This is a genomic window from Ignavibacteria bacterium (genome assembly GCA_013177855.1).
Classification (GTDB): Bacteria; Bacteroidota; Ignavibacteria; order Ch128b; family Ch128b; genus Ch128b.
The window spans coordinates 2,181,128-2,198,032 of record JABLYA010000001.1; the positions used below are offsets into that span (position 1 = coordinate 2,181,128).

Sequence of the window (16,905 nt, forward strand, 5' to 3'; positions counted from 1 at the left end):
TTAAATTTTTCCTCCTAATTTTAATTTCTCGACTAAATCTTCTTTTGAATTGTTTGAGAAGAAAAAGACATTATCTTCTCTTACTCCACAAGGTTTAATATACCATGGTGTAATTCTTATTGAATTCCAGCAGCTTTCAAGACATTTATTTCTAACCGGACACACATTACAAGCTTCTGGTCTATTGGTGAGACTTTCGGGTAATTTAATGGAGATTTTAAAGCTTTCCTTTAGAGAAAAAACAAGTCTGTTATTATCAATACTTTTATCTATGATTTGATCGGATAATTTTGATGCGATTAAATCTGCAAAACTATTTACAACATCTTCAGGGTCTTCTGCTTCAAGACGATGAAAGAATTTAAGATTAATTTTTTTTGAGAATGCGAAGGATAAAATCTTATCGATGTTCTCAATGATCTCATCATCAATGATAATGTTTAATTCCATCTGGTTTCGATTGACTTCGTCGAGCTCGCAAATCATGTTAAACCATTTTGTATCAAGATAGGCGATATGATGTAAAGAAAGGTTTATAAATGTATTCCCCATATTTAAGAACTCATCTCTAACATCTTTCAAGTATGAACCATTAGTCGTGAGTGCAATTGGCAAGTCAGGGAAATTCTTGCGGAGCTGCTCAACTTCAGACAAAAATCTTTCCTTACCTATCATTAAAGGTTCAGCATGTCCTGAAATATGTATTTTTTGGAAATGATTGTTTGTTTCTCCAATAGAATTATATATTAGTCTAATTGCATCAGTGAAAGACAGCATGAAATTTTCGTCGAAATCTGTTGATACATCAAAGTAGTCTTTATGACAATTGAAGCACTTGAGATTGCACTTAGAATTTTTACCGTTAAGAGCTGAAAAGTTTAATCGAAAATTTTTTTTGATTGTGTCTTGCATTTTGAATACTTCCCTTTTTTCTTGCCATTTTAATATGAGTGGCATTGCGTTGATTTTTCCAATTTAAGGTGGATTAAAGATATTGGAAGGAAAGGTTGTGGTTAACTTTGTTCAATAAGAGTTAGGAAGGGAAATTGGCGGTAATGTAATTTTAGATTTTATTGGTTTAGTAAATTTGTAGATAGTTTCTTAAAAAGCATAATGATGGATTTATTGAAACTCAAACCGGTAAATAATGTAATTGAAATTTACTTTTTTATTTCAATTGAAGAACCAAGTGAGTAATTAGAATATTTTTCGTATACAACTATATATTTACCAGTATTTATATAATGAACGGCTACAAGATTGGATTTATTTATAAAATATTTCATCATTGCGGGGACAAACCAGGTAGGCTTAAAATTATCAAGCAGAAAGTAACGATTACTCATTTTATCATATTTATTTAGAATATTTTTTAATGGTGTATCAATGTATTTTAATATTTCAGGTTGTAAATCGGATGAATAATTAAAATTAAGGCTGATTTTTACTGCTTTCTCACCGCTTTCAAGTTCAACCACTTCGTCTTTGAAAGAGATTTTACCAAAAAAATCTTTGGTGTTCAGCAACTCTTTGAAATTTGGGAAAAATACTTTGATGCCTTCTTCTAAATCAGAGACATACTCAATATTAATTTGAGGATACTTCTTTTCGAGCTGTAATTTTTTGCAATCTGCCGGCAAAACAATCTTTTTAATTTCAGGATATTCTTCAATTGCTGCTTCAATTTTTTCTTCAGCTCCATCAATAAAAGTGATCTTTAAATTTTCGTCTACATTTCCTGAACAAGCAATTGATATGTCAATTTTTTCATTGATTAGTGCAGAGAAGATTGCAACGCAAAGAGGATATTCGAGTGAGTTGCCGTAAAGGTTTAAATCTGATAAAGGTTCATTCAAAGGATTTAGAAATTTAAGTTCAAATTTTTTAATTAAATCGGGATAGAAATACGCTTCATCGAGATTTTTCTGGATTAATTTAGCAACATATCCGAAACAGTTTAGAAAATTATCTTTAAACGCAGTGGCTGAACCAAAAAATTTTAGATTATCAGAATTGGAAGTGTCGTCATAACCAACTTTGAGAATTAAGCAAATACTATCGTGCCCATCTTCAGAGACAAAGAGGGAATAAGTTTTACCAACTTCACTTGTCAATGGTGTGAATTCCATATCCTGCCGATTCACTAATTGATTGATTTTTTTCATCAAATCGGGATGGATTCTCTTTGCATAATCGGATGCGATAAGATCATTTAATTTATTCTTAAGAAGATAAATATGATCTGGCGTTAATAATCTCTTTATATCACGATTCAGAAAGAAAATATCGTTCATCAGTGAGCTATAATCTTAAATTTTATGTTTACAACTTTGTAATTATAAATAAAACCAATTTCGCATCCTGTAGTAAAGTCTATAATTAGGTCCATCGGGAATTTGAAAGGTATTCTTGCTAAATTATTAATAACAGGAATTTCTTCTATCATTACTGCAGCTTTACTTTCCAGATTAATGATATAGAAATCTTTAATTCCTTTAATTTTAACGTCATCAAGGAAAACTAATTCAAGATAAATATCCTCACCGTAAGCGTTTATATAAATTTGAAATTCAAGACCGTCATATAATTTGAGAGGTTCAACGGGCATTTGTTTTCTTAGCTCAAAATATTTTGCTGCAAAACGAACCTTTTCTTTATCAACCTTTAAATCATCGTAGCTTAGAACCTTCACATCATAATTTCTAAAGATTTTTTTGCGATAATCTTGATAATTAATTTCTCTTAAATCTTTGAAGTTTAATTCTTCGAATTCTTTAATGTCTACATCTCTAGTTGTCTTAACAGAAGGTTTTGTTAATTGCCTTCCAAAAATCCTATTTAGAGTACCATCCCGATCATGAAATATTATGAAATTATCTTCGTCTATTTCGACTGTCTTTTCTGTTAACCTTCGTTGTTCTCTTAAAGCTGCCTTTTCAAAATACTTAACCGATAGAGAATAAAAGACGGTTTTCGTAAACTCTATCTCATGAGATTCGGGCAATAGTTCTACAATACCTTCATCTCTTAAAACTATATCTTGAAGCTTATTCAAAATATCACGCACTTTATCATTCCAGATTTCAAATTCTTCATTCCAGTAAATTTTAGATAACTCATCTTCCAAACCGCCGCGCTTAATGGTATTGTTGTCAACAAGCGAGTAATCGTGGTGATCAGCTCTGATTACAGCTTCAAAGTTATGCGAAGACATTTCTCCTATAAAATATTCAAGCCAATCAGTAAACAGATTTGTTGCTAGATGAATGTGGGCGACCACTCCAAATTCTTTGAATGAAATTACATCTTCACTTATTAATAAGTCATACGGCTGTGAAAAGTGAGTTAAACGACTGAGAGGAATAACTCTAACATCTTTCCCGGTTACAGATCCTTCTGGTTCCTTGACAATAACAAAGAATAGTTCTTCAAGCAATTTTTTTTCATAAGATTTAACAGGCAGCTTATCCAAATTGAGCTTATAGATATTGCCTCTTGAGAACTTAATCTTCTTTGAATTCACATTTTTAATCAAATTTAACCAGGTATTCAGCTGTCTTTCACCAAATTCGAATTGATCAATTTTCCGCAATTTATCTTCTTTAGATTTCACATATTCGTACAGTTGTTTTAATTCTTCATTAATTTCAATTTCTTTTTTAAGTTTTTTGGATTTTTCTTCATCTAATTTCCCGAGCACAAAATCCACAACATCCTCGTATCTAAACTTAAGTTTATTATTCTCGCTCATAGCTTAGTCTCCTAACTGATAATTATTCAGAATCATTTTCAGAAATTTCATCAAAAACATCTTTTAATGTCCAGAGAATTTTATTTAAAAGTTGATTTAAGAAATCGAAGTGATTTATAAGATTTTGATCAAGCAGTGAAATAGTTTTCAAAAATCCCTCTGGAGTATATTGATAATTATTATTGATCTGGATTTGAATTGTCGTTGGTGAAGTGTAGCTGAGAAGAGATGCAATATCTTGAAATGTCTTTTCTTCAAAGTATCTATAATAAATTGATTTTAATATCACTCTGCCAGACTTAGAATTAGTTAATTCAAACAATTTTTCTCTATACTTTTCGCAGATTGAATTAATAATATTGACCTGTTCAGGTGTATTTATCATATCATTTTCTTCTTCTAGTATATGATCTTCATCATCGTTTTCATCTTGATCAGGATTTTCTTTATCAATGTAAATAACATTTAAACATAATTTGATTTTCAATAGATCAATTAACACTGTAAATTCAATAGAACCAACAATGTTCAAAAAATCGAGAATAACTTCTTTAATGAGCTGTTTCTTCTTTTCCGACCATTTTTCTTCTTTGTTAATTTCTGTAAAATCATAAGCATAAAATCTGTTTAATACATCATCTCTGTTCCATCGGTTTGAATTAATATCAAATCCATCAACATAATAAAACTTTCCATTATTATATGAGTGGATAATGCCGTCATTTTCCAATTCTCTGAGAATATTTTTAAGGTTTGTTATGAGTTTTTGAGTTTCTTTATCGTTGATATCTCTATGTTTAATTGAGTTTAAGACGATCGTTTTTAAGAATGCTTCTGGATTATCAATCGGATTATCATTTTTCAAATGGATATTAATACTAAGAATTACGTTTGAAATCAGATCAGATAGATCTTCGAGATCGGGTAAAGAAATGTTAGTTAAAATAATTTGCTTTATTTTGTTTGTTAGTTGATTTAATTGAGATTGAGTGAGAGAATTATTTTTGATTGCTTCAAATATCTCGTTTAAGCTCAAGTGTGTCCTCAAAAATTTATTTTATTAAGTTTTTCTAAAAGCTCTTTTTGTTTTTCGTAAGAGAGTTTACCTTTTCTTTTGCTTAAAGTTTTGAACTTATACCATCCGCGATATCTCAACAAAATTACAGAATCCTGAACAACATCTTCCTTATATCTTTCTAAGAATACGACCTCCCTTAAATTTCTATTATAAATTTTTGAAGACATTGGAACCCATTCAGTTTCAAAATTAGTCTCCTTTGATGGAGAGTTTATAACAACTCCAGGTCTAATTTTTATTGTAGAGTAATTATCTTTTTCATGGAAACCTCTAATCTTTGAATCATCAATTGTGTGAATTGAGCCAAAGACCTGAGACTTCATTAATTCAACTTCATCCCGAGAAAAAATATTTTCATAACTATAAAACTCTTTTCTTTTACGTCTGATTTTTTCGAAGACAGGATCGTCTTCGCTAAATCGTTTGCTGCTCATATTTATTTGTTCAATTTTTTATTAAAAATAAAGTTTTATCCTTTAATTCTAAAGCGTATTTGATTGGAAAATCAAGGGCTGTTTGACTCTTATATTTATGATAAAAACTAAATTCACAAAATCAAAGAGTGAGAAATAAGAAAATTTATTAAAGAAAAATAGCAGGTAATTATTATGAAAAAATTATTATACCTTCCAATAATTATTCTTACCTTCCTGATTACTTGTAATTCAAATCCCTCTCAAGAAAAGGAGCCTAAATATCTTTGGCAATATCTAACCACCACTCTCTGGTACGATGTTTATTATGATTATAAGTCGATTGGGATATATGATAATGAAATTGTTCTTTTTTTGAAATATGTTCCACTGGAGTCAGCAAAAGATAAAGTTATCTCAATGAGAAAAAGAGCTAATGTTGATGACCCAGACTTGGTGAAGAAATATGAAAATTTTGCTTATTCGATTCAGATACACTTCTGGGATTGTGAAAATAAGCTAAATGCAATCTGGGCATTCGAAGATTATGATAAGGATGATAATTTAATAACTTATCTTTATACTGAATTAGATTCACTTGTATACTTTAATGTTGAAGGTGATTTGTATGGTGAAACTATGCTCAAGGCAATTTGTAAATTAAAAGCTGAAGAAGAAAACAGAAGAAAAAGCAAGGACAAATAATACAATTTGAAAGGTCGATTATTGAATAACTTTATAAATCAGTTTAATTAATAAACCGACGAGATTAGAACAATTTAAGCTGGTTTAATTTCTAATACATTTATAACTTTAATTGATAATTCCTGAGCACGTTTCAGGAATGCTGCTGATTGCTTGTTGGCGGTTACAAAAATTCCTTTACCAAAGGTTCCGCTTGTAATATTTCGTAGAGTTTCGATTTGATAAAGGTCAAATTGATTATCTTTCTTTCCGCTCTTGCAGGAGTAAAGTATCAATCTGTAATCTTTAAGTTCTATTACATCAATTTCGTTTTCAACACCTTTTTCGTTAATTAATTTTACACCAAGTTTTAATTGCGAATTTTTGTTTTTGCTTAATAAATAATATGTGTAATATTCAAGCCAGTCGCCGCTCTTAAAATCTGAGTGAGAGATGAAAAATATTTCTTTGTTACTGGTACCGTATTCAATGAAAAATCCTTTTAAGTCTCTTGTAATTTTAATCCTCTTATCATGATTAAATTCAGTAAACTTTGGAATTTCCATGTGAATTTTCTGTCTAACCTTTTTATACATATTTACAAACGAAGCCATAAGATTATTTTTCTCAATGAAATTGAAAAAGTTAAAATATTCATCAAAGTTTATATTTTTCTCATCAATAATTTTATAACCGTAAGAACTTAAATAGTCTTCAATTGTGAGCTCAGCATTTAAATCTTCAATGTGATAAGATGGATGGATAGTAATAAGCTTTTTATGTTCAGTATCGCAATAAACTATTCTTCTATTGAATTCAGCGAATGCATCTCGTGCAGCTAAAGCCATTAATTTTGTACCGCCGGTGAGATTTAGTATTACATCGTTTCCATATTTTTTTAATTCTTCTTTTACAACTTCTCTAAATGCTTTATAATCATAAGCGTCAAGATTATCTCTTCTGTAGACTTTTATATTTTTTTGAACAAACAGTCTTTCCAGATTATTTGCACATTGTTTTTCTTCTAAAGTTGAAAGCAATAAGACATTCTTAGGTTTAAGCATAAATACAGGCAGGACATTTGCCATTGCCTGCCTTGAAACAAGACAAAACATTGTTGTCATATTAATATTCCCTGAACCGAACGAAATTAAAAGTGACTATCTTTTTACCGTCTTTTTCTTCTACGATTCTATCTGTAGTTGAGACAATTACTTTGATTTTTTTCTTCTTCAAGAGATTTACCAGATGATAGACGAAAGTAAATTCACCCATAAGATGGACTGCATTGTTTTTATCTTTGGATTGTTTCAGTGCATCAAGAATAATTTTTAAATATTTCTCTGCTTTTCGTTTCACTTGATTTGTTGATGCTTTTGGAGAAATATAGGGGAAGGGGATATCGTAAATTGATTTATATTTTTTCAAAGCGGTTTCAATCTGTTTTTTAGTCCATTTAATTTGGGGGTGATTAGAAAGGTTTATGAGCATAGGGAAGCTATCTTAAAAAATTATTATTTAAAATATCCATATCCAACAGCGGTTTTTGCTCCTACGCCTTTTTGAGTCAATGCTTCTAAAAGAAATTTTTTACCTAAGTCAAAATAATGTCCTTGAATATTGTCAATTTTACCTAAATTATTTTCCGTTTCTTTTATCCCGATGATAAATTGAAAACTTGTATTTTCAACTGTAACAAAGAATATTGGATTGGGGTTATAATAATCAGCTGGAGGTTTAGTATTTGTTTTATCGGAATAATATGGTTGATAATGAGGATTCATAACATCAACCTTTAATTTGGGTGTTTCAATAGGATAAGCATCGAAAAAAACAAGTGCACCTTGATATTCTTTATTCAGGATGCTTTCCTTGGGACAACCAAATAAATGGCAAAAAGTTTCGCTTTGATAAGCTTTTTCTTCATCTTTATTGAAATATTCTAATATAACCCAGCTACGCACTACTCCTTTAATCGATTGGCCAGGAATATATGGGAAACCATAGACCGGATGTAGATTTATTGAGGTTTCGTAGACTGATTCTGAACCGAGGCCAAGAGTTAATCGCCAATCAATTATAAGTTTTTTTACATAATTTATAGTTGGAAATAATTTTTTCGCTGCCTCAGAAATTTCTTTACAAAGATTGTTAAAATTTATTGAAGGAAAATTAAAATTTTCGACATCATTAAATATTATTTTCCCTTTATCTGTTTTAAAGAAGAGGAATTTATCCCCATCAAATCTTGCGAATTTGTGAAATTTTAACGCAAAATTTGATACTTGATTTCGATTAATTTTTTCCAAAGTCTCTTTTGGAACTAAAGAATCTGACATACTAATCTCCTTCTATTAATCCATCGGCAAAACGTTTTAACCAAGAAAGGAATGATAAAACTTCTGAAGTAATTTTTCTATATTCTACAGAAGAGATTTGAGAAATCGCAAACACCAATTCATCAAATGATCTTACTTTATCTGAATTAATCATATTTCGATAATTTAACCAATTATAAATGTCTCTACCAATTGAATTCCAGAATTTCCCTTCTTCTTTGCTCCTTTTTGAATACATAAATGCAAATGCAGCACCTAGTCCATTGGTCTTTATAAGCATTGGTAACTTCTTAACATAACTTTTATATTCTTTTCCCAATACAGAAGCATTTCTAGCACAATTAAAAGCGAATTCTATTTTTATTTGATCTGTTGTTCTTAGAAATGACATCTCATTTTCCTCCTTTATCGTTATTTTGGTTTATTTCATTAATTTTAATTATACCCTTACCAATTGTAGCGTTACCCCCTAGTTGCATTACTTCTGGAAGGTTTTTCACAAAAAATTCCATTACAAGTTCTTCTTCTTTTTTCCCATTTTGGTTAAAAATACCTTTTTTCTTTTCCTCTTTTTGAAAAATGGGGGTACTGAAAACTAAAAAATACATTATTGTTTCTGGTGGAAGATATTCTTCGTTAAACAATGCACCCTGCGCTACCGTACCTGTTAGATTATCAATCTTAGTTCTAGTAATTATTTCAGTAAATTGATTTACAAAATCTCTAAAATCATCATCATTTAAAACTACTACACGTTCTTTTAATTCATTCATTTCTCTAAATTTTGATAATATAGGATCAATATTTAAATTTTGTTGTTCGTTAAATCTGTATTCTTCTAAAACAACTGATGTATTGTTTATGGATATTTTGTTATTAGCGTAAGTAATACATTGCCCGATATCGACACTTGGAATATTTAATCTGAAATCTTTGTAACAAAGCTTCAGATCCTCAACGTATCTATTTAATACATATGGACAGGTTATCCAAGCGAAGATACCTTTTGCTGATCTTACTGGGAAAAATAAAATGCGAGCATCAGAAAAAGCAAGAGCTCCTGAAAATTCGGAATCCTCTTCAAATTCCTTTTTTATTAGTTCGTCAAGATTATCTTCATCATATCCAAATAGTAATTGAATTGAATAATCGAAACTCAATTTTAAACGTTTTTTATCATTGATATTCTCAAATCCAATTTTAGAAGAATCGTTCTTTGATATTATTTCTAAGAACTCAACTTTTTGTTGTTCTAGTTTATTTTCAAAAGCTTCTCTTATAGCTCCTTTAAGCGAAGAGCTCTCAACTTTTGGGAATGATGTATGTTTTTCCCTTTGAATGGGTAAATCCACCATTCCTAAATCATTACCACTTCCACAGTGGAGTGATGAAATTGTACGAAAATAAAATGGTTTTGCAATTCTAAACATTTTTCACCTCAATTTTAGTCTTTAAAGATTTCTGGATTATATCGTCTTTGGAGAAACTTCTTTTAATAAACTCTTTTGCTAATTCTTCGCTTTGAAAAGTTTTATAAATATATATTTTTCTATGACTCTCAAAGTAATAAATTCTATTAGGGTTATCTCCATCGTCGTAAACAAAATGCTCACCTTTTTGTTCTGTTTTGTTTTTTCTAATAATATCATTATGAAATTTTGTCGCCAATATTCTTTTAACATTTGGTTGGTTTTCGATTTCCTCTAACACTTCACGGGGTGCATAAAAAGTAAAAAATTTAGATTGATAATGTCTCCAATAAATCAAACCTAGTGGGTCAAGACTTAACAAAGAAGTTCCATCGTTCTCTATTTCATAAAGCAAATCAGAGGGAAAATCATCAAATAGATTATTCTCCTTAATGTATTTATCTTTGGGTTTTTCCACGCTTTCAGAAAGTTCAAGGAAAACCTCATAGTATTTTTCAAACAAATTATAATCAATTGTAATGGGGGACTGGGGAATATTTATTAAAAATTCACTCTCCTCAAAAATATAATATAATGGTACCTTATTAATCTGACCCCAAATAGTCAAGTAAGGTATAACACCTTTGAACCCACCAGTTATATTAAGTATTTTATCGGCATAAAACCCTCCACAGATTGCCTCTAATTTGTAAATTAATTGTGATAGGCCTTCATTAACAAATTTTTGATCGAAGGGTATAAGATTTTTTATATAATCAATCTTTACCTCAACTACGAAGTTTGGATATTTTGTATTTCTGTCGGTTAATATTTCTGAATAAATTTCGGCAGCTAAATTTGATAATATTGAATCGGAACATATAAAAGTAATTATAATCTGCTCTTCTTTGAATTTCAGAAATAATTTTTCTAAGCTTTTTAATTCAGCTGAATCTCTTTTATTTTGTGCAAACGGTAATACCAACTCTTTTATTTTTCTTTTCTCATCATAAAAATTCTTACCACTATTATTACTATAAGTTTCTTTCTCAAGTAAATCATAATAGGATTTAATATTGTTATTAAACTTAAGATAATTTGTAAATAAACTTGTGCCTACTGTTGTAATTATATTTTTCATTTTATTCTCCCTATTAGACAGATGCCATATCCTTCTTTTGAATTGAAATCTGAAATAGATTTACCGTTTAATAAATTATAAATTTCAGAAAATCTACATGATTTTGATTTTAATAAGTAAATAGAGCCACTAGGGACGGCTTTTCTCATTACTTTGGGCACTTTTTTTGCCATATCGAAACCGCCAATTAAAATTGGTTTACCAATTGAGGCAGATACTAATTCAATCTCAAGTTCTCTTAATAATGGATGATCATTAAAATCTGGTTTCCAACCATACTTAAAGAATGCTGGGGTTAATAAATAAAGTAAAAATTCCTTATCGGTTATACTATTAAGTTCATCCGTTGAAAAAAATTCATATTTATTTTCTATATTCGAATATTTGGCTGGTTTATTTTCGGCACCTAGTCTTAGTAAACCAAAATTAGAAAGTTTTAAACCTTCAAATTCTACTATTAGAGAAAATGTATTCATTTGTTTACCAAATTCTTTTTTTTCCGAAAGTCTTTTTAATCCAAGTCGGTATAATTTGCCTTCACTTGATGAACGTGTTAAATTCTCTCTACCAATACCAACTTTAGGTTCTGAAATTACAAAATCTGAGATTCTAGAATATGGAAAATTATTTCTTTCCCCATTTAAGTAACGTTTCAGAGAACTTTGAAATATTATACCATCATCAATCGATTCAACCTCTTCATTAGTAATCATACATAGTAGTTTTAATATTCTTGAATTAGAATTTAAATTACTTAAAACATTATTATCTACAACCTGTAATCTTTGAGCAAATTTTTCTTTTTTGTTTTTTATTCGAACACAATCTTTGGGAATAGGGAAATAAAAGTCATTACCTAAAGAAAAATAAATTGATTTAATAATTAAATTTTTTGTAGGATCGTTTTCTGAATTTGCAAGTTTAAATTCAGCAGGGTGCTCGCTAAAATAAGCAGATCTTAAAGCTCCAAATATTACTGAGGGTGGAGGTGGAAAAATACCATCTGCCCAAGTTTCTTCTCCCATAGAAAATGGTTTCCCATCTTTAAAAAATAATGTATCAATTGCTTCAATTTTAATTTTCATTTTTTACTCCATTAAGGTGTCTACTTATAAATTCAGCTATAAATAATGCTGATATAAGATTTTCCAAATTCAGTTTTTCATATAAAGAAATTATACATCCCATAGTATTATGAATTTTTTCTAATTTTCTCTTTATAAATTGCTCTTTACTTTCATTTATTTTTCTTTGAGGCTTGAATGAACGAATTAATAATCTTTCTAATTCTGTCTTTAGAATTTCTGATCGTAACGTAAGTCCATAAAATTCTTTTGATAGTTGATTAATAAATGAATTCGAGAATATTTCGTGGGATAAATCATAAGTGATATTTGCTAAAGTATCTATATTTTCTGTTCCATTCATTCCCCATTTTAGAATGGCTTTATTTATTTCTCCAGAATGTTTCATAACAGCAATAGCAAAAGCATTTTTGTCGTCGTCAATGTCTTTAGCCTCTTTTTCAAGTTTACGTGCCCAAGATAAAACTTCTGATAAAGGCCATTTATAATGTGCTATTATAATACCCGCCGAGAAAGTTAAATTTTTGTTTTCATTTTTAAATTCTGAAATACCATTATTGATAATATCATCGAATTTAATTCTTAATTCCCTTAAAACATCAAAGAGATAATTTAAATTGATAAAAGCTAAAAAATCTTCACCACCCGCATATACTACTTTACCTTTTTCTTCAGTGACAATATTTCGAGTTTCATATGCGAATTCGTTAAGTAATTGTGTCAATTTTTTATGAAAATCCAACAAATTAACATCTTCTCTTAAATTTGAACCCGAGAGCCACTTACCCATACTATCACCATCAAACATTACAACAGAATAATACGGAGTAATTTTGAGATTTTCTTCTTTGGCAATTTTCTTTAATTGAGCTTGAATTGGTTTAGCCTCTTCTAAAAGTTTTACTTGTATATTTTGTTTTTTAAAGTAAGCTTTCTTTAGGTTTTCTTCATATAATAATTGATAATCAAAGTAATCATCGAAAATATTTTTCATATAGTCTATTTGTTTTTTAGTTTTTTCATTACTGTCAAGATGCTTTAATGCAATATGTGCTGTTGAAGGAAACTCCTCAATTAAATAAAATCTTTTTGTAAAGCAAACCGCACAAAGTCCCTCGCTGGAATCAAAAGGATAATTTACTTCAATTATTGAATTATTAAAATCTTCTATTGTGATTTTTTCTTGTGTACTTAAAAGTTTCCAATTGGGTTTTAATTGAAATTTTGATTTATTGCCCTTTTGGCAAAATATCATATTACGTTCACCACAGATAGAGCATTTCCTTCCTGTTTCTTCAACTTGTTCAAATTCTCTAACATTTTTGATTGCTCCAAGAAGTGATTCAATTTCTTTATATCGTTTTTTATATTGTTCATCTGAAAAGGGTAATGCAACCCAATGTATTAATAAATGATTTTTTATCTGGTTATAAAAATTTGCGGGTAATTTTTCTTTATAGATTTTAGCTTCTTTGACAGCATTAATTGAAAATTCTTCAAATTTTTTTAATATTTGGTTCTTAAATTTATGCCCCAAATTTTTAACATCTTGGTCATCATTCCCTTCTAAAATTGCAATGAACCTATTGGGATAAGATTTTTCTTTGTCATTAGTCTGCTTATCAAAAAAAGGGAAGATTATTTCCTTTGGATTGATCTGACTTATTGCGAATTCAATCAAATCAGAGAGAATTCTACTGCTGTTATATAAATCTCTAGTTTTTCTCGCTTGAGCAATAAATGATTGAACCGGACTGATTGTGAATAGGAATAAGTAATTATTCATATTTTAACCTCAATGATATTAGGAAATTCACTAAGAAAGCTATGAATAATTTCATTTGACGGTACATTGACCCAAATTGGTCTTTTATTATTATTTGAAGTATCTTTTATTATTATTTTATCCCCCTTAGGAAGTAGTTCACGTTCAAAAAATACAATCATTGGATAATAATTAATTGTATTATTTTTTACAGCTAAGACTTTAAAAATTAATGGTGATGCACAACGTTCGCGTTCTTTTTTCATATGACCTTCAATCGTAACAGATTTGTTATTTAATGATCTATATCTATAATTTATTGGTAAACCAAAAGCTGCTTTTTCTATAGTATCAAAATTATTACCAGAAATTAAATAATTTTTTATGTTAGAATAATCAGGTTCTCTTCTTGACCTAAATTCTTTATATTGATTTCCCATAATTTGTAAACATTCTTCAGCGGAAGTTTCAGGATCAGAAATAAATACTTTAAAAGAAGATAAATTAGAATATGTATTATTTTTCAAATTATTTGAATTTTTTATAGTTATTTGACTTACAACTGTTTTTATGAATTCAACAAGCTCCATATTGTTTTCAATATCAATTAAGAGCTTTAAACTTGGAACTATTTTATTATCATCTAATATTTTTGTTATTATGAAATTTCCTCCACCTCGTCTTGATCTTGAGCCCAATGCTCCAAAGATTGATAAAATATAAAAAGAATTAGCAGCTTCTACTAGAACTTCTTTCTGATATGAACTTATTTCAATGGAGAAAAAAATCTTAGAGAAATAGGGACGTTGATTATCTTTTTGCATAAAAGTAGAGTATAATAAATAAGCCATTCCTTGGTATTCTTTTCGAATACTATTATTTTTTGAATCCCATATTTTATTTCTTAACGATGCTTCAAGTTTATAATTGTTCACTGAAACTTTTAAGTTAAATTTACTTCTTCCTTCATTTTCCCCGCTTCCACCAAAAATTGCAGCCTCTCTATTCTTTAATTCATGCAATTGTAAATGTGCATTTGTTGCTCTCCACCAAAAACGCATAGCGCCTTTTATACTAGGAGGTCTTAATTCAGGTGTTTTTCCATCAACTCCTGCTAAAAACATAGGGGTAATGGTTTCACATTCAAAAGTAATTTTATACATAAATAGTACCTATTTTGGTTTTTCTCTTTATTTCAAACAGATATAATTATAAATTCTTTAATATTAATTTTATACATTAATGTTTTTCTAATTGCTTGGTATTCTGAATATTAAAAATTTTTTCTTTTAATTGATCATATGTCTTTCCATTCACCTCCACAAAACCAAAGCCCATTGAATTTTTGCTTCCGAAACCACATTCGTAGCCGACTTTAATTAATTCTGGGTTTGTTCTGATCTTGAAATCACACATTATCCCTTTTATTTTACTTTCATTCTTAGAACCTTCAGCAATTGTTATAAGTTTTGATACAACTCCTTTTTTCTTTTCGATATATTCCTTATCAAATTCAAAGTAAAAATCATCAACTTTAATATCCTGTTTATAAATGAGTCTATATTTTCTTACCAGATTTTGTAATAGATTTTCTTCAATGCCTGGATCATTTATTCTTAGATAGTAAGGACTTAATCTTCCATTCCTTAATACAAGAGTTGAAAGAACCAGCGGAGAGAGCAGTCGGAAATTCATTTCGTTAGTTATTTCTGGATCAGGGATTAATTCGACATGCTTAATCACAAATCGACTAACATACTGCTTGTGTACGATGTGAACTTTTTGCTTTTCAAAAGTTCCAATGACAAAATTTTTTATAAATGACTCGACAAGCGGTGAGGAGATATAAAGGTCTATAAATGGTGAAAGAAGTTCAAAATGATTGCCTTCCAATCGATTGTTGTTTAAGATTTGATACTTTCTAAGTTTAACAGCAAAAGTGAAAAGCTTGAAATTCTTATTTTCAATTTTGTAACCATTGTTGTGTAGAAATTCAGAGAATTCGGGTGAGCCAAATTTTAAGAGGAGATATATCGCAGCGGAAAATTGATAATTATAGTTGATTGGAATTACCGCTGGTTTCGATACACACTGCAATGTAAGTTTTAGTCTCATATAATATATAGAGTTTATTAACTTTCATTTTTCCAAAATGCAGTTGGTGTATCGTGTCGTGATAATATTAATCGTTTAGCTAAGCATTAACATTTTTTCAAACAATTAACACTGTGCGAAACTTAAACAAGGATTGAAAGATTTACAAGCATTTTGATGTAGGAAATTACTTACTAAAAATATTTTATTCGAATAAAAGGGTGGAGAGAAAAATTATAATTCACGCAAATTGTTCGTGGAATATGTTTAGAGATTTTATTCTTCAATTTCAAAATGCGATTTTATCTTTTCTAAAAATGGACTCATTGAATTGTTTTTCGTAATAAAGAATAGTCTTTTCTTTGCTCTTGTCATAGCAACGTAGAGGATTCTCGCATCTTCATTTGAATTATTAGAATTTTGGTATCGAAAAACATCTCTGTTACATTCAGGAATAATCACATTTGTAAATTCTAAACCTTTAGCTCTATGAATTGTGGAGATCACTACTTTTTCATCGCCTATGACGAGATCAGGTTCTTTTAATGTCTCGTAAAGTGGAACATGTTTTCTTAAGTTTTTCTCTAGAGTATTTTCTTGACACTTTAAAGACAAATGTCTAAACAATTTTTTAAGATTAACTCCGTCTTCATCTTTAATATCATATTTGTAATTCGTTACCAGATAAATTAAAAATTCAGAGATAATATCAACTATGTTTTTAGAAGTATTAAAATAGAATTTTACTTTTGACCATAATGGATAAAATCCATTAATAAAATTCCTTAAAATTTTTTGATTATCTGTAAAAATTTTTTCCTGAACTTGAATTTTATCCTTAAGGTAGATAGATAAATATTTAACTAATTCAAATGTAGCGATTACATCATCATAAGCATTGTGAGTATTTTGAGCTTTAAGATTGAACTCTTCGATTAATGATGCAAGACTATATGATTTAAGGGTTGGAAAAATTCTTCTTGTAATAGTTATTGTATCAAAGGAAGCGGTAAATTTATTTTCATTAATAGCTATTCCATTTCTTCTACAATTTTCAATAAGCATTCTTAAATCAAAGGGAAGATTATGGGCTAAGATAACAGCGTCGTTTATAAAATCTAAGAATTCTGCCAAAACCTTTTTAGG

Annotated in this window: 17 protein-coding genes; 1 reads left to right on the forward strand and 16 read right to left on the reverse strand. The window is 29.1% G+C overall.

The window, feature by feature from the left end; translation table 11 throughout:
* From HPY57_09120 to HPY57_09140, 5 genes are all read right to left on the reverse strand, one after another.
* Positions 1-912 (reverse strand): hypothetical protein, encoded by a 912-nt coding sequence (locus HPY57_09120; GenBank protein ID NPV11935.1) that lies wholly within the window; start codon positions 910-912, stop codon positions 1-3.
* Positions 913-1,160: 248 nt separating this feature from the next.
* A complete protein-coding gene (locus tag HPY57_09125; protein ID NPV11936.1) occupies positions 1,161-2,294 on the reverse strand; it encodes a hypothetical protein in 1,134 nt (377 codons plus the stop codon).
* Positions 2,294-3,751, reverse strand: coding sequence for a hypothetical protein (locus HPY57_09130; protein NPV11937.1), 1,458 nt, complete (start codon positions 3,749-3,751; stop codon positions 2,294-2,296). The genes HPY57_09125 and HPY57_09130 overlap by 1 nt, the downstream gene beginning before the upstream one ends.
* 22 nt (positions 3,752-3,773) lie before the next feature.
* Entirely contained in the window at positions 3,774-4,787 is a 1,014-nt protein-coding gene (locus HPY57_09135) for a hypothetical protein (protein ID NPV11938.1), read from the reverse strand.
* Positions 4,788-4,795: 8 nt separating this feature from the next.
* Positions 4,796-5,263, reverse strand: a complete 468-nt coding sequence (locus tag HPY57_09140; GenBank protein NPV11939.1) for a hypothetical protein — start codon at positions 5,261-5,263, stop codon at positions 4,796-4,798.
* A 174-nt stretch (positions 5,264-5,437) separates the two neighbouring features.
* Here HPY57_09140 and HPY57_09145 point away from each other — a divergent pair, with 174 nt between their 5' ends.
* Positions 5,438-5,947, forward strand: coding sequence for a hypothetical protein (locus HPY57_09145; GenBank protein NPV11940.1), 510 nt, complete (start codon positions 5,438-5,440; stop codon positions 5,945-5,947).
* A 74-nt stretch (positions 5,948-6,021) separates the two neighbouring features.
* On the opposite strand, the gene HPY57_09150 is transcribed toward HPY57_09145, so the two are convergent.
* From HPY57_09150 to HPY57_09200, 11 genes are all read right to left on the reverse strand, one after another.
* The gene (locus tag HPY57_09150) at positions 6,022-7,050 is read right to left on the reverse strand and encodes a DUF1887 family protein (GenBank protein ID NPV11941.1); all 1,029 of its coding nucleotides are present in this window, start codon (positions 7,048-7,050) and stop codon (positions 6,022-6,024) included.
* A 1-nt stretch (position 7,051) separates the two neighbouring features.
* Positions 7,052-7,354, reverse strand: coding sequence for a CRISPR-associated protein (locus tag HPY57_09155; GenBank protein ID NPV11942.1), 303 nt, complete (start codon positions 7,352-7,354; stop codon positions 7,052-7,054).
* Positions 7,355-7,440: 86 nt separating this feature from the next.
* Positions 7,441-8,265, reverse strand: coding sequence for a type III-B CRISPR module RAMP protein Cmr6 (gene cmr6 / locus HPY57_09160; GenBank protein NPV11943.1), 825 nt, complete (start codon positions 8,263-8,265; stop codon positions 7,441-7,443).
* A 1-nt stretch (position 8,266) separates the two neighbouring features.
* Positions 8,267-8,656, reverse strand: a complete 390-nt coding sequence (gene cmr5, locus HPY57_09165) for a type III-B CRISPR module-associated protein Cmr5 (protein ID NPV11944.1) — start codon at positions 8,654-8,656, stop codon at positions 8,267-8,269.
* Between the two features lies 1 nt (position 8,657).
* Positions 8,658-9,695, reverse strand: a complete 1,038-nt coding sequence (gene cmr4 / locus HPY57_09170; protein ID NPV11945.1) for a type III-B CRISPR module RAMP protein Cmr4 — start codon at positions 9,693-9,695, stop codon at positions 8,658-8,660.
* Positions 9,688-10,815 (reverse strand): hypothetical protein, encoded by a 1,128-nt coding sequence (locus HPY57_09175; GenBank protein NPV11946.1) that lies wholly within the window; start codon positions 10,813-10,815, stop codon positions 9,688-9,690. Before HPY57_09175 ends, cmr4 begins: the two co-directional genes overlap by 8 nt.
* Positions 10,812-11,900: a hypothetical protein gene (locus tag HPY57_09180; protein ID NPV11947.1), complete on the reverse strand. Its 1,089-nt coding sequence runs from the start codon at positions 11,898-11,900 to the stop codon at positions 10,812-10,814. The genes HPY57_09175 and HPY57_09180 overlap by 4 nt, the downstream gene beginning before the upstream one ends.
* Positions 11,890-13,686 (reverse strand): type III-B CRISPR-associated protein Cas10/Cmr2, encoded by a 1,797-nt coding sequence (gene cas10, locus HPY57_09185; GenBank protein NPV11948.1) that lies wholly within the window; start codon positions 13,684-13,686, stop codon positions 11,890-11,892. Before cas10 ends, HPY57_09180 begins: the two co-directional genes overlap by 11 nt.
* Complete coding sequence (gene cmr1 / locus HPY57_09190; protein NPV11949.1) at positions 13,683-14,828, reverse strand: type III-B CRISPR module RAMP protein Cmr1; 1,146 nt, start codon at positions 14,826-14,828, stop codon at positions 13,683-13,685. The genes cas10 and cmr1 overlap by 4 nt, the downstream gene beginning before the upstream one ends.
* 76 nt (positions 14,829-14,904) lie before the next feature.
* On the reverse strand, positions 14,905-15,780 hold the full coding sequence (gene cas6 / locus HPY57_09195; GenBank protein ID NPV11950.1) for a CRISPR-associated endoribonuclease Cas6: 876 nt from the start codon (positions 15,778-15,780) through the stop codon (positions 14,905-14,907).
* A 255-nt stretch (positions 15,781-16,035) separates the two neighbouring features.
* The gene (locus tag HPY57_09200) at positions 16,036-16,893 is read right to left on the reverse strand and encodes an ATP-binding domain-containing protein (GenBank protein NPV11951.1); all 858 of its coding nucleotides are present in this window, start codon (positions 16,891-16,893) and stop codon (positions 16,036-16,038) included.
* Positions 16,894-16,905: the final 12 nt, after the last annotated feature.